This window comes from Caulobacter sp. GW821-FHT10E02, from assembly GCF_059415225.1.
Map to the genome: position 1 here is coordinate 145,071 of NZ_JBWKMV010000006.1, position 24,564 is coordinate 169,634.

24 protein-coding genes are annotated in these 24,564 nt (G+C 67.9%); 14 read left to right on the plus strand and 10 right to left on the minus strand.

Annotated elements, in window-relative coordinates; all coding sequences use genetic code 11:
• Positions 1–187: 187 nt before the first annotated feature.
• Positions 188–2,347 carry a prolyl oligopeptidase family serine peptidase gene (locus AC07NI_RS25355; protein ID WP_494624332.1) on the minus strand — a complete coding sequence of 720 codons (2,160 nt, stop codon included), beginning with the start codon at positions 2,345–2,347 and terminating at the stop codon, positions 188–190.
• 581 nt (positions 2,348–2,928) lie between these two features.
• Here AC07NI_RS25355 and AC07NI_RS25360 point away from each other — a divergent pair.
• On the plus strand, positions 2,929–3,963 hold the full coding sequence (locus AC07NI_RS25360) for a sensor histidine kinase (protein WP_494624334.1): 1,035 nt from the start codon (positions 2,929–2,931) through the stop codon (positions 3,961–3,963).
• A 2-nt stretch (positions 3,964–3,965) separates the two neighbouring features.
• Here AC07NI_RS25360 and AC07NI_RS25365 read toward each other — a convergent pair whose 3' ends face one another.
• The 3 genes from AC07NI_RS25365 to AC07NI_RS25375 all read right to left on the minus strand — a co-directional run bounded on the left by AC07NI_RS25365 (position 3,966) and on the right by AC07NI_RS25375 (position 6,604).
• The gene (locus AC07NI_RS25365) at positions 3,966–4,664 is read right to left on the minus strand and encodes a response regulator transcription factor (protein WP_494624336.1); all 699 of its coding nucleotides are present in this window, start codon (positions 4,662–4,664) and stop codon (positions 3,966–3,968) included.
• A 5-nt stretch (positions 4,665–4,669) separates the two neighbouring features.
• A complete protein-coding gene (locus tag AC07NI_RS25370; RefSeq protein ID WP_494624338.1) occupies positions 4,670–5,470 on the minus strand; it encodes a MipA/OmpV family protein in 801 nt (266 codons plus the stop codon).
• A 123-nt stretch (positions 5,471–5,593) separates the two neighbouring features.
• The gene (locus AC07NI_RS25375) at positions 5,594–6,604 is read right to left on the minus strand and encodes a hypothetical protein (RefSeq protein ID WP_494624340.1); all 1,011 of its coding nucleotides are present in this window, start codon (positions 6,602–6,604) and stop codon (positions 5,594–5,596) included.
• Positions 6,605–6,672: 68 nt separating this feature from the next.
• On the opposite strand from AC07NI_RS25375, the gene AC07NI_RS25380 reads away from it, so the two are divergent.
• The gene (locus AC07NI_RS25380; protein WP_494624342.1) at positions 6,673–9,159 is read left to right on the plus strand and encodes an AAA family ATPase; all 2,487 of its coding nucleotides are present in this window, start codon (positions 6,673–6,675) and stop codon (positions 9,157–9,159) included.
• On the opposite strand, the gene AC07NI_RS25385 is transcribed toward AC07NI_RS25380, so the two are convergent.
• Positions 9,113–10,291, minus strand: a complete 1,179-nt coding sequence (locus AC07NI_RS25385; protein WP_494624343.1) for a D-alanine--D-alanine ligase family protein — start codon at positions 10,289–10,291, stop codon at positions 9,113–9,115. The two genes, AC07NI_RS25380 and AC07NI_RS25385, sit on opposite strands and share 47 nt — an antisense overlap.
• A 28-nt stretch (positions 10,292–10,319) precedes the next feature.
• On the opposite strand from AC07NI_RS25385, the gene AC07NI_RS25390 reads away from it, so the two are divergent.
• The 3 genes from AC07NI_RS25390 to AC07NI_RS25400 all read left to right on the plus strand — a co-directional run bounded on the left by AC07NI_RS25390 (position 10,320) and on the right by AC07NI_RS25400 (position 11,938).
• A complete protein-coding gene (locus tag AC07NI_RS25390) occupies positions 10,320–11,021 on the plus strand; it encodes a hypothetical protein (RefSeq protein WP_494624345.1) in 702 nt (233 codons plus the stop codon).
• Positions 11,022–11,197: 176 nt separating this feature from the next.
• Positions 11,198–11,449 carry a hypothetical protein gene (locus AC07NI_RS25395; RefSeq protein WP_494624347.1) on the plus strand — a complete coding sequence of 84 codons (252 nt, stop codon included), beginning with the start codon at positions 11,198–11,200 and terminating at the stop codon, positions 11,447–11,449.
• 135 nt (positions 11,450–11,584) lie between these two features.
• The gene (locus tag AC07NI_RS25400) at positions 11,585–11,938 is read left to right on the plus strand and encodes a hypothetical protein (protein ID WP_494624349.1); all 354 of its coding nucleotides are present in this window, start codon (positions 11,585–11,587) and stop codon (positions 11,936–11,938) included.
• A 15-nt stretch (positions 11,939–11,953) separates the two neighbouring features.
• On the opposite strand, the gene AC07NI_RS25405 is transcribed toward AC07NI_RS25400, so the two are convergent.
• Entirely contained in the window at positions 11,954–13,108 is a 1,155-nt protein-coding gene (locus AC07NI_RS25405) for an ROK family transcriptional regulator (RefSeq protein WP_494624351.1), read from the minus strand.
• A gap of 126 nt (positions 13,109–13,234) precedes the next feature.
• Between AC07NI_RS25405 and AC07NI_RS25410 the strand changes: the two genes are divergently transcribed.
• The 7 genes from AC07NI_RS25410 (at position 13,235) to AC07NI_RS25440 (ending at position 21,734) form a co-directional block, all read left to right on the plus strand.
• Positions 13,235–16,030, plus strand: a complete 2,796-nt coding sequence (locus tag AC07NI_RS25410) for a TonB-dependent receptor (protein ID WP_494624353.1) — start codon at positions 13,235–13,237, stop codon at positions 16,028–16,030.
• Between the two features lie 83 nt (positions 16,031–16,113).
• Complete coding sequence (locus AC07NI_RS25415) at positions 16,114–17,076, plus strand: glycerophosphodiester phosphodiesterase family protein (RefSeq protein WP_494624355.1); 963 nt, start codon at positions 16,114–16,116, stop codon at positions 17,074–17,076.
• 73 nt (positions 17,077–17,149) lie between these two features.
• Complete coding sequence (locus AC07NI_RS25420; RefSeq protein ID WP_494624357.1) at positions 17,150–18,571, plus strand: MFS transporter; 1,422 nt, start codon at positions 17,150–17,152, stop codon at positions 18,569–18,571.
• A 79-nt stretch (positions 18,572–18,650) separates the two neighbouring features.
• On the plus strand, positions 18,651–18,914 hold the full coding sequence (locus AC07NI_RS25425; RefSeq protein ID WP_494624359.1) for a DksA/TraR family C4-type zinc finger protein: 264 nt from the start codon (positions 18,651–18,653) through the stop codon (positions 18,912–18,914).
• 99 nt (positions 18,915–19,013) lie between these two features.
• Complete coding sequence (locus tag AC07NI_RS25430) at positions 19,014–19,658, plus strand: SOS response-associated peptidase family protein (RefSeq protein WP_494624361.1); 645 nt, start codon at positions 19,014–19,016, stop codon at positions 19,656–19,658.
• Between the two features lie 130 nt (positions 19,659–19,788).
• Entirely contained in the window at positions 19,789–20,817 is a 1,029-nt protein-coding gene (locus tag AC07NI_RS25435; RefSeq protein ID WP_494624363.1) for an IS110 family RNA-guided transposase, read from the plus strand.
• 266 nt (positions 20,818–21,083) lie between these two features.
• Positions 21,084–21,734, plus strand: a complete 651-nt coding sequence (locus AC07NI_RS25440; protein WP_494624581.1) for an SOS response-associated peptidase — start codon at positions 21,084–21,086, stop codon at positions 21,732–21,734.
• 138 nt (positions 21,735–21,872) lie between these two features.
• Here the strand turns inward: AC07NI_RS25440 and AC07NI_RS25445 are convergent, their stop codons facing one another.
• From AC07NI_RS25445 to AC07NI_RS25460, 4 genes are all read right to left on the minus strand, one after another.
• Complete coding sequence (locus AC07NI_RS25445; RefSeq protein WP_494624365.1) at positions 21,873–22,121, minus strand: hypothetical protein; 249 nt, start codon at positions 22,119–22,121, stop codon at positions 21,873–21,875.
• A 99-nt stretch (positions 22,122–22,220) separates the two neighbouring features.
• On the minus strand, positions 22,221–22,589 hold the full coding sequence (locus tag AC07NI_RS25450; protein WP_494624366.1) for a hypothetical protein: 369 nt from the start codon (positions 22,587–22,589) through the stop codon (positions 22,221–22,223).
• 71 nt (positions 22,590–22,660) lie between these two features.
• Positions 22,661–22,855: a KTSC domain-containing protein gene (locus tag AC07NI_RS25455; protein WP_494624368.1), complete on the minus strand. Its 195-nt coding sequence runs from the start codon at positions 22,853–22,855 to the stop codon at positions 22,661–22,663.
• 7 nt (positions 22,856–22,862) lie between these two features.
• Positions 22,863–23,045: a hypothetical protein gene (locus AC07NI_RS25460; protein WP_494624370.1), complete on the minus strand. Its 183-nt coding sequence runs from the start codon at positions 23,043–23,045 to the stop codon at positions 22,863–22,865.
• A 223-nt stretch (positions 23,046–23,268) separates the two neighbouring features.
• Here AC07NI_RS25460 and AC07NI_RS25465 point away from each other — a divergent pair, with 223 nt between their 5' ends.
• Together AC07NI_RS25465 and AC07NI_RS25470 are read left to right on the plus strand one after the other, a co-directional pair.
• Complete coding sequence (locus tag AC07NI_RS25465) at positions 23,269–23,553, plus strand: hypothetical protein (RefSeq protein WP_494624372.1); 285 nt, start codon at positions 23,269–23,271, stop codon at positions 23,551–23,553.
• 246 nt (positions 23,554–23,799) lie between these two features.
• Positions 23,800–24,561: an ImuA family protein gene (locus AC07NI_RS25470; protein WP_494624374.1), complete on the plus strand. Its 762-nt coding sequence runs from the start codon at positions 23,800–23,802 to the stop codon at positions 24,559–24,561.
• The last annotated feature ends 3 nt before the right edge of the window (positions 24,562–24,564 follow it).

A 24,564-nucleotide genomic window follows, 5' to 3' on the forward strand; every position in this document is an offset into this window, starting at 1 on the left:
GGTCCCAGCGATGGTCGATGGGCAGCGCGAAGATCGGACCCAGAAGGGGGTCGGTGTCGCTCTGGGTGATCAGGGCGGTGAGTCACGGCGCCCAGCCGGCCAACTGTTCAGCGACCTGGAGAGGACCGGTTCTCGCATCGGCGGCGGGGAGCGCCGGACGCGGGCCGGCCGCCGCCGGCCCGCGCCCTCATCGCATCAGGGCGTCGATGAAGAACATCACCTCCGCGGTCACGTCCTTGGGCGCGCTGGCGGCCTTGGGGAACAGATGGCCGCCGTTGGCGCCCTCGATCAGCATCGCGTCCGCCCCGACCGCTTCCAGTTTGGCGGTGAGGCGTCGGGCCGGCCCTGGGCCAACGCGATCGTCGGAGGTCGCCGCCACGGTCAGAACGCGCGGGTACCTGACACCCGGGCGCACGTTCTGGAGCGGCGAATAGCTCAGCATCGCGGCGCGGTCGGCCGGATCGTCAGGATCACCCAATTCGCCCTTCAAGATGGTCAGAATGCCGGTGCTGTCCTTCAGAGGAAACAGGTCCGCCACCGGCACCCCAGGCAAGACCGCCGCGAACAGCTCTGGACGCCGCATCATCACCCCGGAGGCCATCAGCCCGCCATAGGAGCGACCGGTCAGGCCCAGGCGGGCCGGGGTGGTGAAGCCCGAGCCGATCAGGTCATCGGCGACGGCGGCGACGTCGTCCAGGCCTTGGGGCTTGTTGTGGAGCATGCCGCCGCGGTGCCAGGCCTCGCCAAGCTCCCCGCCGCCCCGCATGGCCGCATAGGCATAGGCCCCGCCCCGGGTCAGCCAGGCCACCAGACCGCCGTCCAGCCATTTGGTGACGTAGGCGGGGTCCGTGGCCAGGCCGCCGCCGCCATAGGCGGTCAGGATGGTGGGCACCGGCCCCGGCTTGGGGTTACGCGGCCGCACCAGGAAATAGGGGATCTTCGTGCCGTCCTTGGCCGTGGCCATGCGCACGTCCGTCACGAACTGGCTGGCGTCGAATACCGGGGGATTGGCCGACAGCCGCAGGCAGCACGTCTCGCCCTGAACCAGCTCGAAACTCGTCGGACGCAGATAGCCTTGCCTCGCCATCAGGACCTTGTCGGTCGTGGCGCTGCCGCCCCACAGGCTGATGGCCTCGCCCGCCGGCAGATCGAAAAGCTTGCTGACGCGCCAGCCCTTGGCGCCGCGCGTGGCGACCAGCAGCGAACGGCCAAGGTCGCGAGAGGCCACCATGTAGATGTGTGACTTGGAGACCGTGAAGCCGAACTGAGCCTCCCACAGATAGAGGCCCTTGGGCGCCGAATAGACCAGGCTGATGCGCTTGGCCGGCGGCGTCGCCTCGTCGGTGTCGTAGGCGAACACCGAGCCTTCGGGATAGGCCTTGCCCTGGAAGATGGTGGCCGCGCTCGTCGCCGCGACGATATAGCGGGCCGTGCCCCCGCTAAGGCCCAGGCTTCCGGGATAGGGCAGCGCGGTTGGCAGGCCGGTGGCTTTGACCGCCCCGTCCCGACTGACGACATAGCTGACGTCATTGCCGGATTCGCCCGCGACGGTGACGAAGATCACGCCCTTGCGGCTGGCGCCGGAGCCGACCGCGTTCAGACGAAGGAAGGAATTGGTCGGATCGGCGGTGAACACCACCTTGGCGTCCGAGAAAGGCGTGCCGCGCTTCCAAAGCCGCACCTTGGCTGGGAAGGAGGTCTTCAGCGTCTCGCCCGGGAGGGCCTGAGCGACCAGGAGGGTGTCGCGATCAAGCCAGGCCACCTCGGTCTTGGCCGCGGCGAACTGGAAACCCTCGATGAACTGGCCGGTCTTGAGGTCGAGCTCGCGATACTCCTGGATCTCAGAGCCGTTGACGCCCAGGGGGATCAGGCAGCGTCGGTATTCGGGCGGCAGGCAGGTGGAGGTGAGCTTCAGGACGGGCAGACCGTAGGCCTTGTGCTCACGCGCGTTCAGGGCGTCGACGTCCAGCACGGTTTTCCAGGCGCCCGCGACGCCCGTGGCGGTGAGGCGGGCGGTCTGGATCTGACCGGCCCGATGGTCGCTGTCGGTCACGAAGCGCGCGATCGTATCGCCCAGAACCGAATAGGGCTCGACGAAAGGCGGCGGCGAGGAGGCGGACTTCGCCGAAGCCTCGATCTCGGCCTGAACCTTCGCCGCTTCAGGGCTGGCCAGCAGCCGCTGGTAGGCCGTTTCTGTGCGCTGGGCGGCCCACTGCACGGCCGCCGGATTGTGCGGCGCCTCCAGCCAGTCAAATTGCCGGTCGTCGATGGCCCCCGTCTGCGCGAACGCCGCGGACCACGCGCAGGCGACGATCGCGATCGCGGCGGCGCCAAGATGTTTCAGCATGATCAACCCCTGCTCCGGCGCCTCGACAGCGGCGCGGATCGACTTTGACTTTCCGTACATCTAGGCATTTTGTCAACGAAACGGCGTCAGCCGCTCGCCAATCATCGCCGCGCAAAGACGTCCAGATCGCCAAAAAGGATTTTAATACAATCTCTTAGGGCAATATCGTCCCCCCAAGACGAATTGCTGCGATGCATCATTTTCAAGCACCTTACCTTGCTGTGTTTTCCCGCTGCTATTTTCCCCCTTTTCGCGGATGCGAAATGACGCTAAGCATCACCTTGTGAGGCGCCTAGCGCCTCTGCCCTTCCTGGGCGTTTCCTCCCTATGACCTTGCCCGGCCCTCGTGCCGGGCTTTTCTTTTTTGGGTCGTCAGCGTGGGATGTCGCGGCAACGCCCCTGCCCGCCCTTGGCCGGGCGCGTCGGGTTTGACGGCGTCGGAGCCCTCTTCACGCCACCAGCAACGCTGTGGCTGGAGCGCCAGGCCAGGCCTGACGAAGGGGGTCTAAGGCCCTTCGCTCGACGCGGCGTCGCGGCCACTTTTTCGACCTCCGCCGCCGGAGAAGAGTCAGATGCCAGGCATGCTCCATAGGCTGAAGCCGCGCGGGCGGGGCGGCTCGCTGCTTTGGATGCTTTTTCCGTCCGTGGTCGTGGTCGTGGCCTTCGGCTTCATCATCGCCGCGATCCTCGGCCGCAACGCCGAGACCCAGGGCCTGCCGCTGATCCAGCGATTGGACCCCGCCCGCCTCCTCGCCGAGGCGCACGAACGTCTGCCGATGATCCTGATCCTCATCGTCATGATGATGGTCGCCATCTACGTGACCCTGCACGTGGGGCTGCGACCGCTGCGCCGGATATCCCAGCTGGCCGCGAAGATCGGGCCCGCGACGCTCGACGTGCGCCTTCCCGTGGACTCCACGCCCCACGAACTCGCGCCGCTGGTCGAAGCCTTCAACGCCACGCTCGATCGGCTGGAAGCGGGCTGGCGAGCGCAGCGCCACTTCTCGGCCAACGCGGCTCACGAGCTGCGCACCCCCCTGGCCGTACTTCGCGCCCAGGTCGAAAGCCTGCTTGAGCCTGACGAACGTCGCGTGGCCGGCGAAGAGTTCGATCGGCTGGGCCGGCTCGTCGGCCAGCTGCTGGCCCTGGCCGAGGCCGAAGGCGGGCCGCTCGCTCAGGCCAGCCGGTTTGATCTGGTGGCGCTGTCGCACGAGGTGGCCGGCGACATGGCCGGCTTCGTCCTCTCCAGCCATCGAACCCTCGGCTTCGACAGCGCGCTCGACAGTTTCATGGTCGAAGGCCAGCCTGAGCTGGTCGAAACCGCCCTGCGCAACCTGATCGAGAACGCCGTGCGTCACACCCCGACCGGGATCGAAATCCTGGTGACCCTCGACGACAAGGGCGTGGTCGGCGTTTCGGACGACGGTCCAGGCGTCCCGGCCGCGATCCGCGACCACTTGTTCGAGCGCTTCAGGCGCGGCGATCCGCAAGGAACCGGCGCGGGCCTTGGCCTGTCGATCGTTCGTCAGATCATGGACCGACACGGCGGCAGCGTGCGGCTCGCGCCGTCGCCGCAAGGCGCCTGCTTCGAGCTGGATTTTCGCCGTCGGGCTTGAGGCTATTCGCCCGGTTCGGCGCGACCGCCGTCAAGGCGGACGGCGATGTAGCCCAGGCCGCGCAGCGCGCGGATGGTCACGTCGGCGCCCAGCTGGGCCATCTTGCGCCGCACCCGGTGAACATGAACCTGGATGGAATTGTCGGTGTAGTCCTGCTCCAGACTGTGCAGGCTTTCGCCCAGCTGCTGCTTGCTGACCACCCGATCGGGGCGGCGCAAGCAGCTTTCGAGCACGATGCTCTCGCCGCGCGACAAGGGCAGGCGCTGATCGCCGACGCTGATCTCCCGCGTGTCCTGATCATATTCCAGATCACCGTAGCGCAGGACGCCGGCGGCCGTGAGCGCGGGCCGACGCCCAAGCGCGCGCAGGCGCGCCACAAGCTCCTCCACGGCGAAGGGTTTGACCAGGTAGTCGTCGGCTCCGCGCTCCAGGCCCGCCACGCGCTGGTCGATGCGGCCCAGCGCCGTCAGCATCAGCACCGGCGTGCGCAGGCCCGCGCTTCTGGCGCGGGCCAACAGATCAAGGCCGCTGTCCTGCCCCAGGAGGATGTCGAGGATCACCGCCCCATAGGGCGCGCTGCGCCAAGCGTGCCAGCCGTCCTCGACGGTCGCGAACAGGTCCACGGTGAAGCCGGCCTTGACCAGCGACCGCGCGGTCGCCTGGCCAAGCCGGGCATTGTCCTCGATCAGCAGGACGCGCATGGCGACTAGAAGCTATAAATCAGGGCCAGAGCCAATTGACCCTGGTCGGCCGAGCCTTCTCGCGTGACTACGGGGCTGTCGGCGGCGCTGTCAACGATCCGGGCATAGCTCCCGTGCGCCAGCGCGCTCCAACGCCCGTTGATGCGGTAACGCAGCGTGGCGCCCAGCGCGATGTTCTCGAACCCCTTGTCGGGCCTGTAGGCAGCCAGGCCGCTGGCCAGCGCGCCGGCCGCGGAGACGCCGTAGTAGGTCTGCATGTAGTTTTGGTCGCCCCAGGTGGCCGACAGGTTGGCGCCCGCGCTCCAGCGGGGGGTGATGGCGCGAACATAGTCGAGGCCGGCCGTGGCCAGAAAGCCGCCATGGACGTCGCCGACATCTGTCAGGGCTTGGGCTTCAATACCCAGCGCCCCCCGGCCGACCACGAAGCGCTTGCGCACGAAGACGCCGGCGTTCACGGCGTTGTCGATCTCGCCCAGTCGGCGGACCGCGAGATTTTTGATGTCATCGTCACGGCCGCGTTCAACGGACAGGATCGGGCCTGCTTCCAGCCGGCCGCCCGGCACGAGATTGGCCCGCAGCGTGGCGCCCTCCAGGGTCACATAGAGCTCGTCGTGGCCATAGCGAAGGCCGACGAACGGCAGCGCCCCGGCCTTGTAGTGCTTGGAACCCTTATACTCGGGGCGATAAATCGCCGCCGCGCCCAGCGAAAGCTGCAGTCCGTCGCTTGCGGCGTTCTCGGCCCGGGCGACGCCGCCCATCGCCACGACCGCGCCGGCGAGACAAAGGGTGATCGGGAGAGATTTCATCTTGAGACGGGGGTCCAGCACCGCTCACGTGCGGCGCCTGGCCTATGGAGGCCCAAGCTTGCGTGGACCTTTCGTGTCGAGCGATTTTCGCCGCCTGCCACGCTCGGCCTAAGGCGCGCGCGGTCAGGACCAGGCGGCCAGATCCGAGCCCGCCGCGTCCTGTTGGCTGACCACGTCGGTGAAGGTGATCTGGTGGTTTCGGTTCAGCAGGGCCCGCAGGACGCTCTGATAGCCCAGACCGAGGGGGACGGTGTCGCCGATACGATGCGCTCGCCCGCCGTCCGCGAGTTGCAGAAGGCAAGCTTCCGACGAGCATTGCAGCAGCGCGCCCGCCGTCGAGAACGTGTCGGTGATGTCAAAGCTGGTCGATCCGTGGTCGATCAACGCGACGCCGCCCGACCGAAGGTCGGTGATCGTGGCGGTGATCGCCACGGGGGCCCGCAGGCCAAATCGCCTGCCGTCATCGTTTGGGACGCCGCCGGCGATCAGCGCTTCACCGATCCGAAGGCGCGCGCCGGGCAGGCGCCGCGACACGGCGTCGAGGCTGGGCAGCAAGCTCGAGCCCCCGACGCAGATCAGGGGTGGCCGGCCCAGGCGTCGCGCCACCGCCGCGACTAGGTCGGCCGCCCACGCGACCTCGACGTCGGCGGGCGCGGCGCCCATGCAGCCCCAGTTGAAGAAGAGGCCGACCCGCGTGGCCAACAACGCCGTGAGGGCCTCGTCGGTCGTCAGGCCCGCCAGCAGATCGGCTGCGGCCATGCCTTCGCGGCCGTCGCTGGTCATCACTTCAAGCCACACGATGTGCCAGGGCGAGATGGTCGCGGCCCGTCGAGCGGTGGCGAAGTCCACGTGCACGGTCTCGGGGTGATCGCGCACTAGATCGGTCGGGAACTCTGGGGCGAGAAGGCCCATCAATCCGCAGGCCGGGCCTTCGACCCGATCGACGGCCCTTGCGCCCGTGGGCGTGGAGGCCATGCGCTCGACGATCCCGCCGCTGGCGACCGCGGCGATGATCGGCGCCAAAGCGTAGGCTTCCTTGAACACCGCCACGGGCGTGAACCCGACCTTGCGGCTCGCCTCCAGCACGGTGGCGGCGTTGTGGGCGATCGCCGCCAGGTCGACGGTCACGCTCATGATCGTCAGGCTCCTGGCGGGACGTATTTCGAAGCGCTACAATTCCGGCGCGATCTGGGGAGGGGTGCTTGGACGCGGCTCAGGAACCGCCATTCGTAAACCGGACTCGGGAATTGGCGTTCCTGTCCGCTTTCCTGCCGCCGGGCTCGAACGAGCCGGCGCTCGTCATTCTGTGCTCGCCGCCGGGGTTTGGAAAATCGCGCCTGACCGACGAGTTGGCCGAGCGCATCCGCGCCCAGGGTCTGGCGTGCACGGTCGTTATGGTCGACCCGATGATCCGCTCGGGCGGCGGCAAGACCGCCATCTATGATGGCTACTTCATCCAGCAGTGCGCCAAGGCGCTGGACGCCGCGGCGCAAGCGGGCGCGTTCGAAAGGTTCGGGGCGTTTTTGAAGTCTCGGCGCTGGACGTCGGTGAAGTCGCGCAAACTGGACGACACCCTTCAGAAGCTGCCGAGTTGGGAGAACGCTTATGGCCTGGCGTTCGAATATCTGGAGAGGGCCTTCGTGTTCGGTCGTCACAGCGCCGACCAATTGTTGGTCAGCGACACTCGCGACGCCGTGAGCGCATGCCAAGCCTATCTCGATCACATCACGCGGACCGTCGACCTGGTGCTGACGATCCGCCAGGCCGAGCACCTCGACCACGAAAGCCTGAAGACGCTTCTGGACCTTAGTCGCACCGCGCGCGGCAACCTGTTTCTGCTGGAATACACCAGCCTCGACCGAGCTTTGGCCAACGACCACGAGAAGCTCTTGCTGCGCGAATTGCGCTCCCATCCCAACGCCCACATCGAGCAACTGCCTGAGTTGAGCCCCGACCACCTGTCGTTGGTCCTGCGGGCGCTGGATCTTCCCTCCCAGATGATCGAGCTGCGCGCGACCGGCTACTGGAACGGCAACCTGCGCCAGCTGGAGACGCTCAGCTACACCGCCGCGATCCGGACCCAGATCACCGCCCACACCGCGCCGCTCCTCCTGAAGGGGCCGATCGACGTCCAGAGCGTGCTCAACGACCAGGTCGAGGCGCTCTCCGCCACCCAGCGCCTGCTCTTCGCCATCGTGGCGGCCCATCCCGACCCGATCCCCCGATCGGTATTGTTCGAGGTCGCGCGGCGCCTGGCGCCTCACGAGACCGACTTCGATCTCAACGACGGGGTTCGGCGCCTGGTCGAGGACGAGCAATTGCTGGTCAGTCACTTCGACGCCTTGGCTCTGCGCCACGACGACCTCGTCCAGGATCTCGACGGCGCGCCCCTCGGGTTCGGCGCGGCCGAGCGCCTGGCGCAGTCGGCTCTGCGCGACTTCTACTTGAAGGTTTTCAAGGCGGGGGGCGACGCGGTTGTAGCCCACACCATCGCCCTTCGCCGGGCCCTGATGCTGAGCGCCCGCGCGGACGACCCCCAGCAGGTCCTGGCCCTGCTCGACGATGTCGAGGCCGCCCTGCCCGGCGCGAACGACCAGGGTGTCTATGTCGACGTGATCGTCGAGCTGGTCGAGGACGGCCAAAGACTCCTGGCCTCCGAGCGCCGGCGCATCACGACCTGGGCCGCCCACCTGGCCTATGACGTCTGCGACTTCCGCCGCTGCAGGGCTCTGCTGGAGACCCTGGAGACCCCGACCGATCAGGATCGGATCATCCTGGCCCACTGCCTGATCGAGGATGGCGAGCACGCGGCCGCGCGCCAAGTGGGCGCGGCGCTCGACGTTCGCGCCGATGTTCATCTGCATCGCGACCTGATCGAGGGCGCGATCGGTCTGGACGGCGGAGACTGGGATCTGGGTCGATCCCGGCTTGAAGCGGTCGCCGCCAAGGGCATGGCCACGCGATCGCCGCTCGTTGGTCAGGCGCTTCGACTGCTGTCGGAAATGCTGGGGCCGAGCGAGGCGACCACGACCGCCCTGGCCAGCGTCGACTGGTTCACCGCCTGCGGTCTGCCTCGCTGCGCGGCGTATTCGGCGCTTTCGGCCAGCCGGTTCCTGGCCCGGCAGGGTGAAATCGAGCGGGCCCGCGCCTTGGTCGACGAAGCGGCGCAAACCTTGCGGGCCTTCGTGCGCGACGAGCACATCGTACGCAACAACCGCTGCTTGGTGGAGCTGTTGTCGCCGAAGCCGGACTTTGAGCGCTGCGTGACCGATCTGCAGGTGGCCATGCGCACTTCGCGCGACGATTTCTGCGACTTGGTGATCTTGACCAACCTGGCCATAGCCCACGCCGGGGTCGACGACCTGGCCGGCGCGTCCGATTGCGTCGCGCGGGCCGGCGCGATCCTCGACGATCCGGGATTTCTCGAACGGGACGTGCTGTGGCCGGTCTGCTTCTCTCTGGCCTATGTGCTGCGCCGCGCGGGGCGCGACGCGGAGGCCGAGGCGATGCTGGCCCGCCCGGGGGCGGCCGGCTGGGCGGTTCGCGGCGACGACGCCTACTGGGCCTTCCGCTATGGCGAGACCACGACTCCAGATCCCGACAGGACCTTCCTCTACGGCTTTGACTACCACCCCATCGCGCTCAGCCATTGGCAGCTCGACCGCGAGGCCGCAGGGTCGCCGACATGAGGATCGCCTCGATGAGGGTCTCATAGTCCCAGCCCAGGGTGGCCAGGCCCGCGGCCAGCTGCCCCGTCTTGCCCAACCAGGCGTCGGGGGTCAGTTCCAGGAACTGGAAACGACCCTGGTGAAGCTTACCGTCGATCCGGCAGTAACCGTAGTGGCCGATCGCCCGCAGCAGCCGATCGAGGGCCGCCTCGTCTTCGGGATGGAGCGGTTCGGCGACCGGAACCACCTTACGCGGCAAGCTGCGCTTAAGCTTTTCGCCGGCGTCGAACAGGTTGTGATCAAAATAGTCCGGCCGGCCCTCGACCGCGACCTGAACCAGGGCCGAAGCCCGCCCCTCCTTGGTCTCCACACAGACGAGCGAGGCCTCGAGGCCAGGCGCGAACGCCTCGATCAGGACCGGCTGATCGAATCGCTGGAGGAGTTCGGCCGCCAAGGGGGCCCCCTCGCGGGCGTCACGGATCAGGTTGCGTTGGCCGATTCCGATCGACGACCCCTCGGCGATCGGCTTGAGAACGTAGGGGACCGGAAATTCGTCGCACAGAGCCAGGTCTGCGATCTGGCGAATTTCGCGGCTCATCGGCGTCAGGACCCCGCAGTCGGCGGCCAGGCGCTTGGCGTCGCGCTTGTTGCTGGCCAGGGCGTGGCCGACCGCGTCCAGCCCGACATAGTCCAGCGCCTGGGTCTCGCACACCGCCGGCGGCAGCAGCAGGCGGTTGCGCGACGCTTTGCCGCCGTAGGTCGACAACACCACCACCTCGCGCCGATCCGGCGCCAGGTCGATCAGCGCCTTGGGCGAAGGCACGTGCTCGAACTGCAGCCCCAGCGCTTTGACCGCCTCCTCCACGCCGGCGAAGGTTTCGTCGTCGGTCTGCTCGACGTCGTCGCGCTCTTCGGCCGGCAGGTCGGACGCCGAAGGATCGAACCGGTCGGCGAGGAACACCACCGTCTTCCAGGGAAGCTTCTTGCGACGCCCATCGAACGACATGTCGTCCTCCGCTGCTCGGCCACGACTTTTGTACAAACCGTACCATCGCAGCACAGATTCTTTTGTACAAAACAGCGGAAACACGCAAGAGAATTTTTGTACAAAATGTCTGCTTTCGACAGTTTGTTGATTAGCGCTGAAATTCATGAGACGCTCGACTCGACAGGAGCGTCCGATGAGCGCGATCAGTGCCCCAGCCGAGCTGAAACTCACGATCACCAAGGGCCGTCTCGCGCGCATCAAGGCCCGAGGGGTCGAGTGGATCAAAGCTTTCGAAGCTTGCCGCGTCGAAGCGCGCCGGACGCTGCCGGAGCTGGAGAAGACGCAAGACCTGTCTCAGCCCTATCCGATCTTCGCGCCCGACGACCACATCGCCTACCTCGTCGTGGTGCGTGATCCTGGCTGCGGCGGCTATCTGATTCTCGACTTTGCCTATTTCGACCAGTTCCCCACGCCGCCCGACGATCCTCCCGGCGCGCGCATGGGCTTGTCGGAGCTTATTGACCGCCTGATAGGCCTTGGCGACGACGCGACGCTGTCCGACGCCGGCCCCGCCCTGTTCAGCGACCGGCCCATCAACGCGCTCGCGCCGACGATCCGTGTCTGGGCGACGCCGGCGATCGCCTACCGCGACTTCACCACCGGCAGCCTCACGGCCGATGCGCGCGACGAGCTTGTTCTCGACGGCCTCGACACGCTCGGAGACTCCCTCCGGGCGCTTTGCGGCCGACCAGTCCCTTGCGGGCGCGATTCTTCGGAATCGCGCTCTTGTCAATTTGGGCCGGGCGCTTGTCGCACGCGCTCTATCTGCCAGGGTTTCGACACCGCCGACGGCGCCGACCCAGTCGGGCCGCCGTTCGGCTTGCCGCCGCCCTGAACCTGCTCAACCTCAAGACTGAATTTTGAACGGACCGATTTCGCATGTCTGAGACCTCACGCCGTCAACAGGCGCTGTCCCCTCGACCCACCGCACGGCATCTCACCACGTCGGTCGGTCGACAGAGGCTGCCTGAGCTGCTTGAGGCGTCGGCCAGCGACAAGGCGGTCGTGGGCATGAGCCGACACAAGCGCGCCGCCGGCATGCTGGTCCCCGCCGAAGCCGCGCGCCTGCTGGCCAGTCTGGACGAAAGTCTGCCCAAGCATGTTCGTGACCAGTTGCGCGAGTCGGTTCCGGCCCACGTGCGCCAGGCCATAGCGCAGACCGCCTTCGACATGAACGAAGAGTGGGTGCGCCAGGCGCTTGAGCAGGCCAAAATCGGCGGCCGGGTGAGCGGCGACGACGAAATCGTCTCCGCAGACGACTAGACCGCCTTCTCGACAGCGGGCCGCCGCCTATGGCGGCCCAAAGCCGCATCCGACGACCACTGCACAACACGACCGGCTTTACGAGCTTGGCCGTGGCGAGCCAGGCTCGGATCTCCAAACTGGAGATCCGCCCTCATGAGTCGCTCCGCCGCCCTCGCCCACGTCCTTGAACCGTTGGATTCCGCGCGCGGCTTCATCGCCCAGGTCACCGACCTGTCGCTCGATCCCAGAAACGACATCCACCTCAAGAACGCCGCGGTCATGCTCGACACCGCCGTCGGCTATTTCGAGCAGACGCCCCAGGTGGCCGCCGCGCTCATCGGCGCCAAGCGCGCCGTGAGCGAGCTGGAGGCCAGTTTTGGCGGAGCCTTGCGCCACCCGTCGCTGGAAGTGTCGCGCCAGGCCACGCTGGGCGCCTTTTCGACCCTGGAGACGGCCCTGATCGCCGCCGGCCCCAACGACCTGGCCCGCGCCATCGGGCTCTACTGAAGTCGGCCCAGCCTTCTACCCGGCGAAGAACGCCGCCCTCATCGGCAGCAGCGCCCCGCCAACAGCGACCGCGTCGGCCGGCGCCTCGCCGGGCAACAGGCGCGGCAGCACCATGACCGCCTCGGCGCGCTGGCCGCCCTGAATCTCGATGCGCGCGATCAGCCGCTCGGCGATCGCGCGCGGCAGACGGCCGCCAAAGACGATCGCCTGCGGATCGAAGCTCCAGGTGAGGATGGTGCAAAGCTGGGAGAAGAGCGGCGCGGCCTCCTCGATCCAGGCGTCGACGCCAGGATGGTCCGGCGACAGTTCGGCCAACATGGCCTCGACGGTCTCGTAGTCGTCGCCCCGCGAGGCGACATGGCCGCGCAGCCGATCCAGGTTGGGATGGCGCCCATAGTCCAGGCCCAAGGCGTTCCAGATCATGTTGAACTCGCCGGAATTGCCGTTGTGCCCCCGGAAGGCCCGTCCATTGTCGATGATCGCGCCGCCGAAGCCGTTGGTGAAATGCAGATAGACGAAACTGGGGAACCGGCGGCCGACCCCGAACACGCTCTCGGCGATCGCCGCGGCGTTGCCGTCGTTGTCGAGCATCACCGGCAGGCCCAGCACGTCCGAGACGGCGGTCTCGATATCGACGCCTGACCAGTCGCGCAGCTTGCCCGCCAGGATGAACCTGGGCCGCTCGCCGGGACCCTCGCCCGAGAAAAAACCCGATACGCCAAGGCCGGCCGCCAGGACGCGGCGCGGATCGACCCCTTCGGCGGCGAGAAGCTCGCTCTTCAGATCGCGCAGCTGATCCAGCACCAGGGTCGTGGTCATGGCCGGCATCGACACCTGGCGCGCGGCGCGGACCTGGCCGGCGAAATCCAACAGGACCGCGGAGACCACGTCGCCCATCATCGACACCCCTAGGGCATAGGCGTAGTCGCCCGCCAGACTGACGGTGGCGCTGGGATAGCCCGGGCCCGGCTTTTTCCGCGCGGTCAAGGTCACCAGGCCGTCGCGCTCGAACTCATGGACCAGGCGGGTCACGGCGGGCTGGGACAGGGGTTGGGCGTGGGTCAGTTCGGCCAGGGTCGCCCCGGCGTTGCGCAGCAGCCAGTCCAGGACGCCCCGGCCGCCGTCGCTAACCTGGCGGAAGGCGGGCTTGAGCAGATCAGGACGACTCACGCGGCGCAGCTCCGTTTCGAAAACGCCGGCGGACGCTAAGCCCAGACCGCGCCGTCATCAATCATTCATTAGGAATGAGAGAAATTCATACCGTATGTATGACTCCACATTTCGTTGGAGGGGTCCATGTCGTCTCACCATCCGTCGCTCAAGCCGCGTCTTCTGGCCATGGCCTCGTGCCTGGCGCTGACCTTCGCCGCCCAGGCTCGCGCCGAAGCCGCGTCCGGGGCGGATCAAGCCGCCGCCGCGGACGTCGCCGCGGTCGAATCCACCGTCGACACCATCGTCGTGACCGGCATCCGTCGTTCAAACCTCAACGCCATCAACAGCAAGCTGAAGGCCACCGGCGTCACCGACGTGATCAGCGCCAACGAGGTCCAGGCCCTGCCGGACCTGACGATCGTCGAAGCCCTTCGCCGCGTGCCGGGCCTGTCGGTCCTGCCGGCCACCGACAACGAGCACCCGCGCGACGAGGCGGCCACGCCCGTCCTGCGGGGTTTGGGCGCGGCCTATAACAACGTCACCATCGACGGCCTGCCCGTCGCCTCGCCCGGCACGCCCAACGCCAATCTCGGCTCGATCGGTCGAGGCGTGCGCCTGGACATCCTGCCCTCGTCGATGATCAGTGAGCTGAAGGTCATCAAGACCTTCACCGCCGACCTCGACCCCAACGCCATCGGCGGGGCGATCGATCTGAAGACCCGCAGCGCCTTCGACGGCGGCGGCCAGCCGTTCTTCACCCTGGACGCGGCCGTTGGCCAGGCCGACGACGTCGGCGAGCCGGTGGGCCAGGACAAGCTGGGCGCGCGCGCGGCCGCCACGGGCAGCTTCACCTTCGGTCCTGACCAGATGTTCGGGGCGGTGCTGTCGGCCAACTACCAGAAGCTCAACAGCTTCACCGAAACCCACATGACCACCGACACGGTGTTCTACGGCTTCTACAACACCGCCGGTCAACTGCAGTCGGGCGAGGCCCTGGGCAACGGCTTCGCCGTGCCCCAGCAGGACAAGTATTGGTACGTCCAGGATCGCCGCGAGCGCTCGGGGTTCACCGCCAAGCTCGAGGCCAAGCCGTCGGACCGCTTCTACGCCTTCACGACCCTGGGCCGATATCGCTTCCGCGACACCATGGAGCGCTATGAGCTGCTGGTCGACGCCCGAGCCCGCGGGACGGTCCTGGACCAGACCGCCACCACCGGCCGTTTCGCCGGCGGCGGCATGGAGGTCGGCTATTCGCTGCAGAACATGGTCAACACCACCAACCTGGTCCAGTCGGGCGTGGATTGGCGGATCGACGATCGACAGCGGCTGTCGGTCCGGGCGACGGCGTCGCGCGCCACCTATCGCGAACCGATCCAGATGGTGAAATACGCCACGGGCGTGACCCGCCCGGCCCCGGGCGGTTCGGGCACCTCGTCGGGCGCGACGCCGGCCTTCGCCTTCACCTACGACACCAGCGCGCTCAACCATGTCTTCAAGATCGACCCGGGCGCCTACTACAATCTGGATCTCTACACCCCGACCTACTTCCGGCCCGACTACAAGCGTTCGGCCAGCAACAGCGTCTATAGCGGCCGGGCCGACTACCAGTTCAACATGGACGCCGACGATCGCGGCCTGGGCGTCCTGGCTGGGGTCAGCTACGCCGAGAGCCGTCCGGAATATAACGTCTACCGCACGGAATACGCGCCCAACACGACCGCGCCGGTGATGACCCTGGCCAGCGCCGGAGCGCGGACGAGCTCGCCGTTGAAGTGGTCCAACGGTCTGGATCTGTTGATCGTCGATCCGGACAGGGCGTTCGCCGCGTTCCGCGCCCTGCCGGCCAGCGCCTTCAACAAGACCGATCAGACCGCCTTCAGCAACCAGGACAACTTTGGTCAAACCGAGAAGGTCTACGGCGCCTACGGCGCCGCGGTGTTCCGCACCGATCGCCTGGACGCCCAGGCCGGCCTGCACGTGGACAAGGCCGACATCGACACCCAGTACCGCGCCCGGATCAACGGGGTCTGGAAGGATCAGGCCTCGGCCTCGTCCTATGACAAGCTGCTGCCCTCGGCGGTGCTGACCTATCGCCTGACCGACAGCTTGGACCTGCGCCTGGGAGCCAGCCAGACCCTGGGCCGTCCCAGCTACGACAGTTACGCGGCCCGCACCTCGATCGCCTTCCAGAACGCCACGGACGAGGGCAACGGCGCGGCCACCGGCGTGTCGGTCAGCATCGGCAATCCCGACATCAAGCCGCGCCTGTCGACCAATCTCGACGCCAACCTCAACTGGAACCTGTCCAACCGCTACGGCGGCCTGCTCTCGGTCGCGGTGTTCGACAAGGACATCAAGGACGAGATCTTCAACGCCTCGTCGATTGGCTACACCTATAACGGCGTCACCTATGTCAACGCCGTGGTCAGCACCCCGCAGAACGCCTCGGCCGCCTCGATCCGCGGCGTGGAACTGAACGCCATCGTCAATTCGCTGGAATGGGTCCAGCCCTGGCTGCGCGACCTGGGCTTCAGCGCCAACCTGTCGCTGCTGGACGGCGACATCGACGTGCGCCGCGCCAACGGCGCGATCCGACGGGTCAAGCAGCTGGTCGGCCAGTCCGACACGCTGCAGAACTATTCGCTGTTCCTCAATCACGGCGGCCTGGAGCTGCGGGCCGCCTACAACAAGCAGAGCAAGGCCTTGCGCTCGATCGTGCCGGACGTGGCCTGGCAGGACATGTACTGGGCGCCGCGCGAGCAGATCGACCTGCAGGCCAGCTACAAGGTGCGCCCCGGCCTGACCGTCTACGGCCAGGTCAGCAACGTCACCGGCGCGCGCATGACCAGCCAGACCGGTCCGGACCGCAACCTGCTCAAGGACAGCTATTCCGTGCCGACCGTGTTCTGGCTGGGCCTGCGCTTCACCCCGTCTTTCTGACCGCAAGGCGCCCCCTTCCTTCCGGTTTGAAACGCCGCCAGACGACACCCCCGTCGTCTGGCGGCCCCACTCAGGGATTGCCCGTGAGCCGTGTTCTTCGCTTGATGCTCTGCACCGGTCTGCTGGCCGCCGCGGCCGGATCCGCCGCCGCCGCGCCGCCCAGCGCCGCGGACCTGCGCCGCAAGTTCGTCGACCCCAACGGAGGGATCGTCGTGGTCGCCCATCGCGGCTGCCACAATCCATCGCCCCGCCACGGCCTCCAGGCCGCGCCGGAAAACTCCCTGCCGGCGATCGACAACTGCCTGGCCTTGGGCGTGGACATGGTCGAGATGGACGTGCGCAAGACCAAGGACGGCGTCCTTGTGGTCCTGCACGACGAAACCGTCGACCGCACCACCAACGGCGCGGGCCGGGTCGCGGACATGACCCTGACGGAAATCAAGCGCCTGCGCCTGCGCCGAAACACCGGCGGCGCCATGGCGCCGGACCTCACCGACCAGACCGTGCCGACCCTGACCGAGTTCTTCGCCCGCACCCGCGGCCGTATCCTGGTCAATCTCGACATCAAGGCCGCCGACCCCGCCGAGGTGCTGGCGGCCGCCGCCCAGGCCGGCGTCTTGGACGAGGTCCTGGCCAAGGCGCCGGTCGACCGCTCCCAGGCGCCGCTCGCGGGTCAGGCGCCCTATGACCAGGCGTTGTTCATGCCGTTGATCGGCCCCTCCGCCGGCGCCGATCCCGCCCTCCTTCAGGCCAGCGTCTCGGCCCAGGCCCTTGGAACGCGCAAGATCCCGGCCGTGGAAATGCTGTTCCTGGACGACGCCCGTTTTGAGGCCGTACGCGCCGCCGCCGCGCCGGCCGGCGTGCGCCTGTGGGCCAACACCCTGACCCAGATCGGGGTGCTGAGCCTCACCTCCATGGGCGGCGATGTGGATGGGTTGCGGGTCCCGGGCTCCAGTTGGCGCGCCTTGGCCGCGCGCGGCGTCAGCGTCTTCCAGACCGACGAGCCAGAAGCCTTGATCGAAGCCTTCCGCTCTCCGCGCCGCTGAGGGCCGCCGCGCGTCGAACCGTCATGGTCGGCGGCTAGGACGGACCGGACCCGCCTGATCCAGGTTCACCGCCATGACCCGCGCCGCCTCGTCGTCGACCCTGAAGCAGCTGGGCTATAGCTGCGGCAACTTCGGCAAGAGCGTCGTGGCCAGCGCCGTCGACTATTTCATGATCTTCTACCTGGTGGAGTTCTGCGCCCTGCCGGCGCAGACGGCCGGTCTGATCCTGCTGGCGGGCCTGGTGTGGGACGGCGTCTCCGAGCCGCTCATGGGCTGGATGGTCGATCGGACCAACACGCCGCTGGGCCGCTACGGCCCCTATCTCCTGGTCGGCGCCCCGCTCTGCGCGGCCAGCTTCGCCATGAGCTTCATAGCCCCGGCCCGCGATCCCGACACCGCCCTGGCCGCGGCCTTGGCCGCCAGCCTGCTCTTTCGCACCTGCTACAAGCTGGCCGACGTGCCTCACAACGCCCTGCTGGCGCGCGTGTCGGCCACGGCCCGGGGGCGCACCCTGGTGGCGGGACTTCGATCCTTGTTCAGCTCGGCCGGCGGCCTGGCCGTCGCTCTGGCCTCGGTCTTCGTGTTCGCCGCCGGCGACCTTGTCGCCCAGCAACATCGCTTGTGGGCCGTCGCGGCGTCGGGCGGCGCGGCCTATCTGATCACCATCTTCCTGGCCTGGCTCTCGACCCGCGACGTCGATGGCCCGGCCCTCGCCCCGCCGACGCCGCTGCCGCTCTCCCGAACCCTTCGAGCCCTGGCCTCCAACGATCAGCTCTGGTGGTTGGTGGCGTTCGTGGGCCTGACCTCGATCACCGGTCCGGTCTTCGCCAAGTGCGTGGCGTTCTTCGCCAAGTACGATCTTTCCCAAACCCAGGCGGCGGGCGGCGTCCTCGGGTCGATGACCATTGGCCAGATCGTGGGCATGCCGCTGTGGATCTGGGCGGGTCGCCGGTTCGACAAGCGCGACGCGCTGCGCGCCGCCTGCCTGGTCGGCGCCGCCGTTCTTCTGGTTTTCCTGACCTTCGCGGGACGCGGGATGATGGTGGCCTGCGTCCTGGCTTTCCTGGTCGGTTTCGTGCTGGGCGGCACCTCGCTGCTGGGCTGGGCGATGATCGCCGACACCATCGACTATGGCCAATGGCGCTCGGGGGTCCGGCTCGAGGCCACCGGATTTGCGGTGTTCCTGATGGCGATCAAATGCGGCAACGGCCTGGCCTTCGCCCTGACGGGCGCCGCGCTCGACCTTGTGGGACTTTCCCCCGGGGATCTTGGGCCAAGCGATCCCGCCGGCTTGATGTGGGTGATGTGCGGCATCCCGGTCCTTGGCCTGCTCGCGGGCGTCGGCCTGATTGGACGCTACGGCCTGACCCATGCGCGTCACGGCCAGATCGCCGCCGATCTGGAGCGCCAAGTCCTCGCCGCGCCCGTCCCGCGCCTCCCGCCCCGCCGCGGCGAACCGGTCTTCGGCCAGCCCCTGGCCGGCGTGGCGGAATGACGCGGACCGATCGCGAACCCTAGAACGGGTCATCAGAATTCCCATTTAAGTGTCTCACGAAAAAGGGAATTTCACGTTCATGGCGACCGGCTGGACGCATGCCGACGGTGTGCTCGACCAGATCATCGACACCATCACCGACGGCGTCTCGTCGGCGCGCGCGCGCCTGCCCACCGGCGAGGGCGCGCCCTTTTGTGACGAGTGCGGTGAGGCCATTCCCGAGGCCCGACGCCGCGCCCTGCCCGGCGCGCGGACCTGCGTGGCCTGTCAGTCGGGCCGCGACGCGCGCATCGTCATCGGCGGCATCAATCGTCGCGGCAGCAAGGACAGCCAGCTGCGCTAGCACGGGACGGCGCGGCGCCTCGCCCCCGCTCCGGACCCTGACGATTGACTCGTCCGCCCGCCCGGTATTTGTTCGTGCAATGTTCCGCACGGATCGCCGATGACCAGGCTTTTCAGGCAAGACCTGTCGTCCGACGTCCTGGCCGAGCGCTTCGACGTCGCTCCGCCCGCTCAAGCGCTGCTGGCCGGGCTGGACGAGATCGACACGCGCGGCGAGGGCCTGGTCGTGCGACAGGCGGCCGCCGGTCGGCGCCTGCATCGCATGACCTGGGGGTTTCCGCGGCAGGCCGCCCGCGGCGGCGAGCCGTCGGCCGTCACCCTGGTCGCCGACCTGACCAATCCGATGTGGAGCGATCTGGCGCCGGATCCGCGCTATCGCTGCGTGATCCCCATGGCCGCCTTCGCCGAACCGGCGGGCGCGGCCGGCGCCAAGACCAGGACCTGGTTCTCCGCGCCGGAACAGCCGGCGATGGCCTGGGCCGGCTTTTGCCGCAACACCGACAACTGGGGCCCGGTCTTCGCCGGCATGTCCTGCGACAGCCATCCCCAGATCGCGCCGCTCAACCCGCGCATGCCCAGCCTCCTGCTCCCCCAGGACTACGAGCGCTGGCTGACCGGCTCGATCCGCGACGTCATCGAATTCCAGTTTCGTCCCTGCCCGATCGACACCTTCGCGATCGACACGACCGACCAACCCTGGGTGCGCGGCCGTGCGTCCCAGCCGCCTCAACCCACGCTTTTTTGACGTCCCGCGATCGATGATCGAGGGTCGCGCTCGAACCGCTGGAGCCTCTGGATGTGTTGGTGTGGACGGCCTCTCATCCCAACGGTTTGATGGCGCTTAGCGTCAACAAGCCAGTCGAGAGGAGAGCCACATGGTCACACCAGTGCGTATCGGCATGGACACGGCTAAGTCCGTGTTCCAGCTCCACGGAGTGGATGAGAACGAGGTTGTAGTTCTGCGGCGCCAGCTCCGGCGCGCCGACATGATCCGCTATTTCGAGAACCTTCCGCCGGCCCTTGTCGCGATCGAGTCCTGCGGTAGTTCCCACCATTGGGCGCGGCTCCTGGAGTCGTTCGGCCACGAGGTGAAGCTGATCCCGCCGCAGTACGTGAAGCCGTACGTGAAGCGCGGGAAGAACGACGCGGCCGACGCCGAAGCGCTCTGCGAGGCCGTCACCAGGCCGACCATGCGTTTCGTGCCTGTGAAGTCCAAGGACCGTCAGGCGGCCTGCATGTTGATGACGGTGCGCGAGCGGCTCGTCATGGTGAAGTCGCAGCTCAGCAACGCTTTTCGGAGTTATGCGGCGGAGTTCGGGATTGTGGGCCCGTCCGGCCGGCAGAACGTCAATGGCCTGATCGCGCGCGTCCTCGAAGATGACACGCTGCCGGAGCTGGCGCGCGAGCTCTTCCAGTTTCAAGCCAAGGAATACGCCGCGGTAGAGGCGCGCCTGGCGGAGATCGACGCGAAGCTGATGAAGTGGCACCGCGCCGACGAGCTGAGCCGGCGCATCGCCACCATTCCCGGCGTCGGCCCTATCGGCTCAACGTTGCTGAGCATGAAGGCGCCGCCGGCGGAGACCTTCGGCTCCGGGCGCGACTTCGCCGCCTGGCTGGGGCTCACGCCGCGAGACCATTCGACAGGCGGTCGATCAAGACTCGGCGGGATCACCAAGGCTGGAGATCCATCGATCCGGTCAACGCTGATCGTCGGGGCCACAGCGCTGCTGCGCCATGTGCGCCTCGGGCATACAAAGCCATCGCCCTGGCTGGCCAAGCTCATGGAGCGGAAGCCGCCCAAGCTGGTCGCGGTCGCGTTGGCCAACAAGTTCGCCAGGATTGCTTGGCGGCTGATGGTGTCGGGCGGAGTCTACACCCGGCCCGCAGCACTGAACCCGACCTGATCTGAGACCGGCGCCCGGAAGCCAAAGAGGCTGCACCCGGACTGCCCAGGAGACTTGCACGAACGAACAGATGGAAACGACCTATCGGTCGGTACGCGCGACATTCCGAAGATTGCACTGGCATCCCGATGTCGCCAATGTGTTTGGAGCGCGCGTAGCGAACACCATCTTGGCCAGCGAGCTTCTCGCGCAAACAGGCCGGACATCTGATAGCAAGCGTTAGGTCAGACAGTCTGCGCGTTCACTGCAAGCGGGGGGCCGTCCACATCTGCAACCTCTACACCCTGCGTAAGAGCGCCGCCGACGTCGCCGCCTTCTTCGGCGTGACCTTGCCGCCGGCCTTGTCCAACGCCGGCGAGGAGGTCTATCCCGGCGGCCCCGGCTACGCGATCCACGCCAATGACGAGGGCCAGCTGCAGCTGTCCTCGATGACCTGGGGCTTTCCCCTGCGCTTGAAGACGATGAAGCCCGGGTCCAAACCCAAGCCCGTCAACAACATCGCCGACCTGACCAAGCCGATGTGGAAGGGCGTGGCGAGCAAGACCCGGTGGCGCGCCCTGACCCCGCTGACCGCCTTCGCCGAAGCCGAAGGCGCCGAGGGCAAGAAGACGCGGACCTGGTTCAATGTGAAGGATCAGGAGCTGTTCGCCTGGGGAAGTCTCTGGCGGATCAGCGACGAATGGGGCCCGGTCTATTCGGGGGTCATGACCGAGTGCAACGAGGCCATCCGCCCCGTCCACGACCGCATGCCCGTCCTGCTGCACCGGGATGAATGGGACCGGTGGCTCAACGGCACGTTCGACGACCTGCTGGCCTTCCAGGCCCGCTGCTTCCCCGACGATCTCATCGTCATGAACCGCACCGACGAGCCCTGGTCCAAGCGCAAGGCCGCGTCGGAGGCTCCCGCCGCAGTGTAGGGGCCTGGCGTCAATCCGCCCCGCTGAACTTCCCGGCGCCGGCCGGCCGGTCGACTATTGGCGCGAGATCGCCCACGACCCGGCCGCGGGCCCGCAGGCCATGGCCCATCCTCACCAGGACGGCGGATGGGACGCCGACTAGGTCGACTCGGCCGCGCCCTGGTCGAGGGCGAGTTTGGGCAAGGGCCTGACGCCGTCGCGGGCGATCGTGTCCACCAGGCCCTCGTCCTTCCAGATTTCGACGGACGCGGCGCTGGCGTGCTCGCGCAGCAGGCTGAAAGCGTGAGAGCGGACGCGCTCGGCGGCGAGCGCCTGCATGTCGACGACCGTGGCGACCTGGTTCTCCGCCAGGCAGAGGAAGGTGTAGGTGTTTGGTGGATTCCCCATGCGGCGAAGCTTAGCACGGCGCAACGCCCTGGCTGTCTGCAATCCGACGGTCGCGGCGGATCGCCCGTCGATGGCGTGATCCTCGCGACAGACCAGGCCTCAAGCCCCGGCGCAGCCCTCGTCGGCGCCGATCGCCACGAGATAGGCGTCGAGCAAGGGCGCGGCCATGGCCTCGAACCGCTCGGCCGCCGTCAGCGGCACGCGGGCCAGGAGCCCGCCCGGAAACTTGCCGACGCCGCCGCCGGTCAGGGCCACGATCAATTGCAGCTGGTCGCGCGCGTCGCGCAGCTGATCGGGCGCGCCCAGGGCCTGGACCACGGCGCCCTCGGGCAGGTTCAGCTCGTAGATCCGGACCCGGCGGGTGGCGGTCGCATGGGCCTCGAACCGTTCGCGCCGGGCGGTGACTTCGAGCTGAAGGATCTGGGCGGCGGAGGGGCCGTCCGCCGGCGCCGGTTCGGCGGGGCGCATCGCTGTTTTCGGCATGAGGAGCATATGGGTACGAGGCGGGCCGAAACGACGGCGACGGTTCGTCGCGGCGGCTAGAGCACGGTATGCTCGAAGCGGTCCCGGATCTTCTTGTTGAAGTACTCGCCCTTGGCGAAGGCCAGGCGCAAGCCTTCGGCCACGGCCTTGGGGACGTCGGCATAGGCGTAGGCGCGACCGCTGACGAAGGTGATCGTCAGGATCGCGCCCGCGGGATCGTAGACATAGCTCTTGATCAGAGCCGACGGCATAGCCGCCCTAGGCTTTCTGGCGATCGCCCTTGTCGCCCTGGCCGGGTCCGGCGTCATGGCTGGCATGGCGACGCTGGTCGGCCGCCGAGGACTTGCCGACATCGACCTCCTGGCTGAATTGGCCCTTCTCGTCGCGGCGGGCGTAGCGCTTGTCGCCGGGGTTGGGTTCGATCAGTTCGCGCTTGGTCATGGCTGGGATCTCCTGTTCGAAAGGCGAATCCGCGACCCCGCCAAAATGTTCCGCCGACTCGTCCGAGCCGCGTCGTCGATGTCAAAAGATGAAGCGCGCCCCGTGCGAGGCCCGCATCCGTGGCGCCGCGGTAACGCCGCGCCGCCATATGCGCGTTAAGGACGAAACGCGCTTTTCAAGTCCTTGCGCGCGTGTTCACGATCGCCACGCAGCGGATCACCTCATGACATCGGCCCAGACCTTCGACCCCGCCCGTGACGATCGCCAGGCCGCGAGAGGCCTGGTCTCCGTCGTCGCGGTCGTGCTCGCCCTGTTCGTCGCCGTCGTGGTGGTGGTCTACTGGGGCGTGGGGCCCGGCGCGCCGGGCGCCAAGACCGCGTCGGCGTCGGCGGCCAGCAGCCCGGTCTGCGCGGCCGCCATGAAGCGGGCCAAGGACAGCCGGGGACTCTCGAGCCAGGAGGCGATCGCCGCCTCGACCGCGATGTTGCGCGCCTGCGACGTTCGCTAGGCCCAGGCCTAAGCGCATCTTCTCCCCAGCAACGCGATTGGCGTTCTCGCCCGGTCTTTTCGCGCGCGCGACGCCGCCGCCCGACAAAAGCGGTCGCAGCTTGAGCGTCGGGAAATTTTCCCGAGTCCGCGCAAGGCCTTGTCGCGCCGGGCTTTCCGCGCCGACGCGCGCTTGGCCGCACCCCAGGGCTGATTGACTCTCGCGCGGCCAAGAGAACAAAGATGGAACATAGCCATTTTTGTCAGCATGATCACCAACCGCACCCCCGCCGCGCTCGACGCGCTTCGCCGCCAGGTTCGCCTGATCGAGACGGCCGACGCGGCCGTGCGCGCGGTGCTGCCGTTCGGCGTGCCACGGATCGACGATCGCCTGCCCGGCGGCGGCCTGGCCGTCGGCGCCCTGCACGAGGTGGCCGGCGGCGCGGACGGCGCGCTGCACGGCGCGGCCGCGGCGATGTTCGCCGCCGGCGTCCTGGCCCGGGCCGAGGGCCCGGTGCTGTGGTGCCTGCGCCAGCGCGACCTGTTCGCCCCGGCCCTGGCCCAGCACGGCCTGCCGCCTGATCGGGTGATCTTCGCCGAGGCCGGCGACGAGGCCGGCGTCCTGGCCTGCATGGAAGAGGGCCTGCGCTGGCCTGGCCTGGCCGGCGTGGTCGGCGAGGTGGCCAAGCTCTCCATGACCGCCTCGCGTCGTCTGCAGCTGGCCGCCGAGAAGAGCGGCCAGATGGCGATCGCCATCCGAAGATGGCGGCGGGTCGCCGACGCCGCGGACCTGGGCCAGCCCACGGCGGCCGCGACGCGGTGGCGGGTCTCGGCCCTGCCCTCCTCGCCCCTTCCCACCGCCGGCGTGGGTCGCCCCCGCTGGTTTCTTGAACTCCTCCGTTGCCGGGCCGGCGAAGCCTTCGACCTTGAGATAGAAGCCTGTGACGCCAAGGGTCATCTCCGTCTTCCTGCCCCGCTGGCCGACCGATCGGTTGGCGCGAAGCCAGGGCAAGACCGCGCCGCCGCCTGAGAC

What these genes read in the sequence shown, in the direction of transcription:
- AC07NI_RS25355 (WP_494624332.1), bottom strand. Translation starts at nt 2,347, where the DNA reads ATGCTGAAACATCTTGGCGCCGCCGCGATCGCGATCGTCGCCTGCGCG.
- AC07NI_RS25360 (WP_494624334.1), top strand. Translation starts at nt 2,929, where the DNA reads ATGCTCCATAGGCTGAAGCCGCGCGGGCGGGGCGGCTCGCTGCTTTGG.
- AC07NI_RS25365 (WP_494624336.1), bottom strand. Translation starts at nt 4,664, where the DNA reads ATGCGCGTCCTGCTGATCGAGGACAATGCCCGGCTTGGCCAGGCGACC.
- AC07NI_RS25370 (WP_494624338.1), bottom strand. Translation starts at nt 5,470, where the DNA reads ATGAAATCTCTCCCGATCACCCTTTGTCTCGCCGGCGCGGTCGTGGCG.
- AC07NI_RS25375 (WP_494624340.1), bottom strand. Translation starts at nt 6,604, where the DNA reads ATGAGCGTGACCGTCGACCTGGCGGCGATCGCCCACAACGCCGCCACC.
- AC07NI_RS25385 (WP_494624343.1), bottom strand. Translation starts at nt 10,291, where the DNA reads ATGAATTTCAGCGCTAATCAACAAACTGTCGAAAGCAGACATTTTGTA.
- AC07NI_RS25390 (WP_494624345.1), top strand. Translation starts at nt 10,320, where the DNA reads ATGAGCGCGATCAGTGCCCCAGCCGAGCTGAAACTCACGATCACCAAG.
- AC07NI_RS25395 (WP_494624347.1), top strand. Translation starts at nt 11,198, where the DNA reads ATGAGCCGACACAAGCGCGCCGCCGGCATGCTGGTCCCCGCCGAAGCC.
- AC07NI_RS25400 (WP_494624349.1), top strand. Translation starts at nt 11,585, where the DNA reads ATGAGTCGCTCCGCCGCCCTCGCCCACGTCCTTGAACCGTTGGATTCC.
- AC07NI_RS25410 (WP_494624353.1), top strand. Translation starts at nt 13,235, where the DNA reads ATGTCGTCTCACCATCCGTCGCTCAAGCCGCGTCTTCTGGCCATGGCC.
- AC07NI_RS25420 (WP_494624357.1), top strand. Translation starts at nt 17,150, where the DNA reads ATGACCCGCGCCGCCTCGTCGTCGACCCTGAAGCAGCTGGGCTATAGC.
- AC07NI_RS25425 (WP_494624359.1), top strand. Translation starts at nt 18,651, where the DNA reads ATGGCGACCGGCTGGACGCATGCCGACGGTGTGCTCGACCAGATCATC.
- AC07NI_RS25430 (WP_494624361.1), top strand. Translation starts at nt 19,014, where the DNA reads ATGACCAGGCTTTTCAGGCAAGACCTGTCGTCCGACGTCCTGGCCGAG.
- AC07NI_RS25435 (WP_494624363.1), top strand. Translation starts at nt 19,789, where the DNA reads ATGGTCACACCAGTGCGTATCGGCATGGACACGGCTAAGTCCGTGTTC.
- AC07NI_RS25445 (WP_494624365.1), bottom strand. Translation starts at nt 22,121, where the DNA reads ATGGGGAATCCACCAAACACCTACACCTTCCTCTGCCTGGCGGAGAAC.
- AC07NI_RS25450 (WP_494624366.1), bottom strand. Translation starts at nt 22,589, where the DNA reads ATGCGCCCCGCCGAACCGGCGCCGGCGGACGGCCCCTCCGCCGCCCAG.
- AC07NI_RS25455 (WP_494624368.1), bottom strand. Translation starts at nt 22,855, where the DNA reads ATGCCGTCGGCTCTGATCAAGAGCTATGTCTACGATCCCGCGGGCGCG.
- AC07NI_RS25460 (WP_494624370.1), bottom strand. Translation starts at nt 23,045, where the DNA reads ATGACCAAGCGCGAACTGATCGAACCCAACCCCGGCGACAAGCGCTAC.
- AC07NI_RS25465 (WP_494624372.1), top strand. Translation starts at nt 23,269, where the DNA reads ATGACATCGGCCCAGACCTTCGACCCCGCCCGTGACGATCGCCAGGCC.
- AC07NI_RS25470 (WP_494624374.1), top strand. Translation starts at nt 23,800, where the DNA reads ATGATCACCAACCGCACCCCCGCCGCGCTCGACGCGCTTCGCCGCCAG.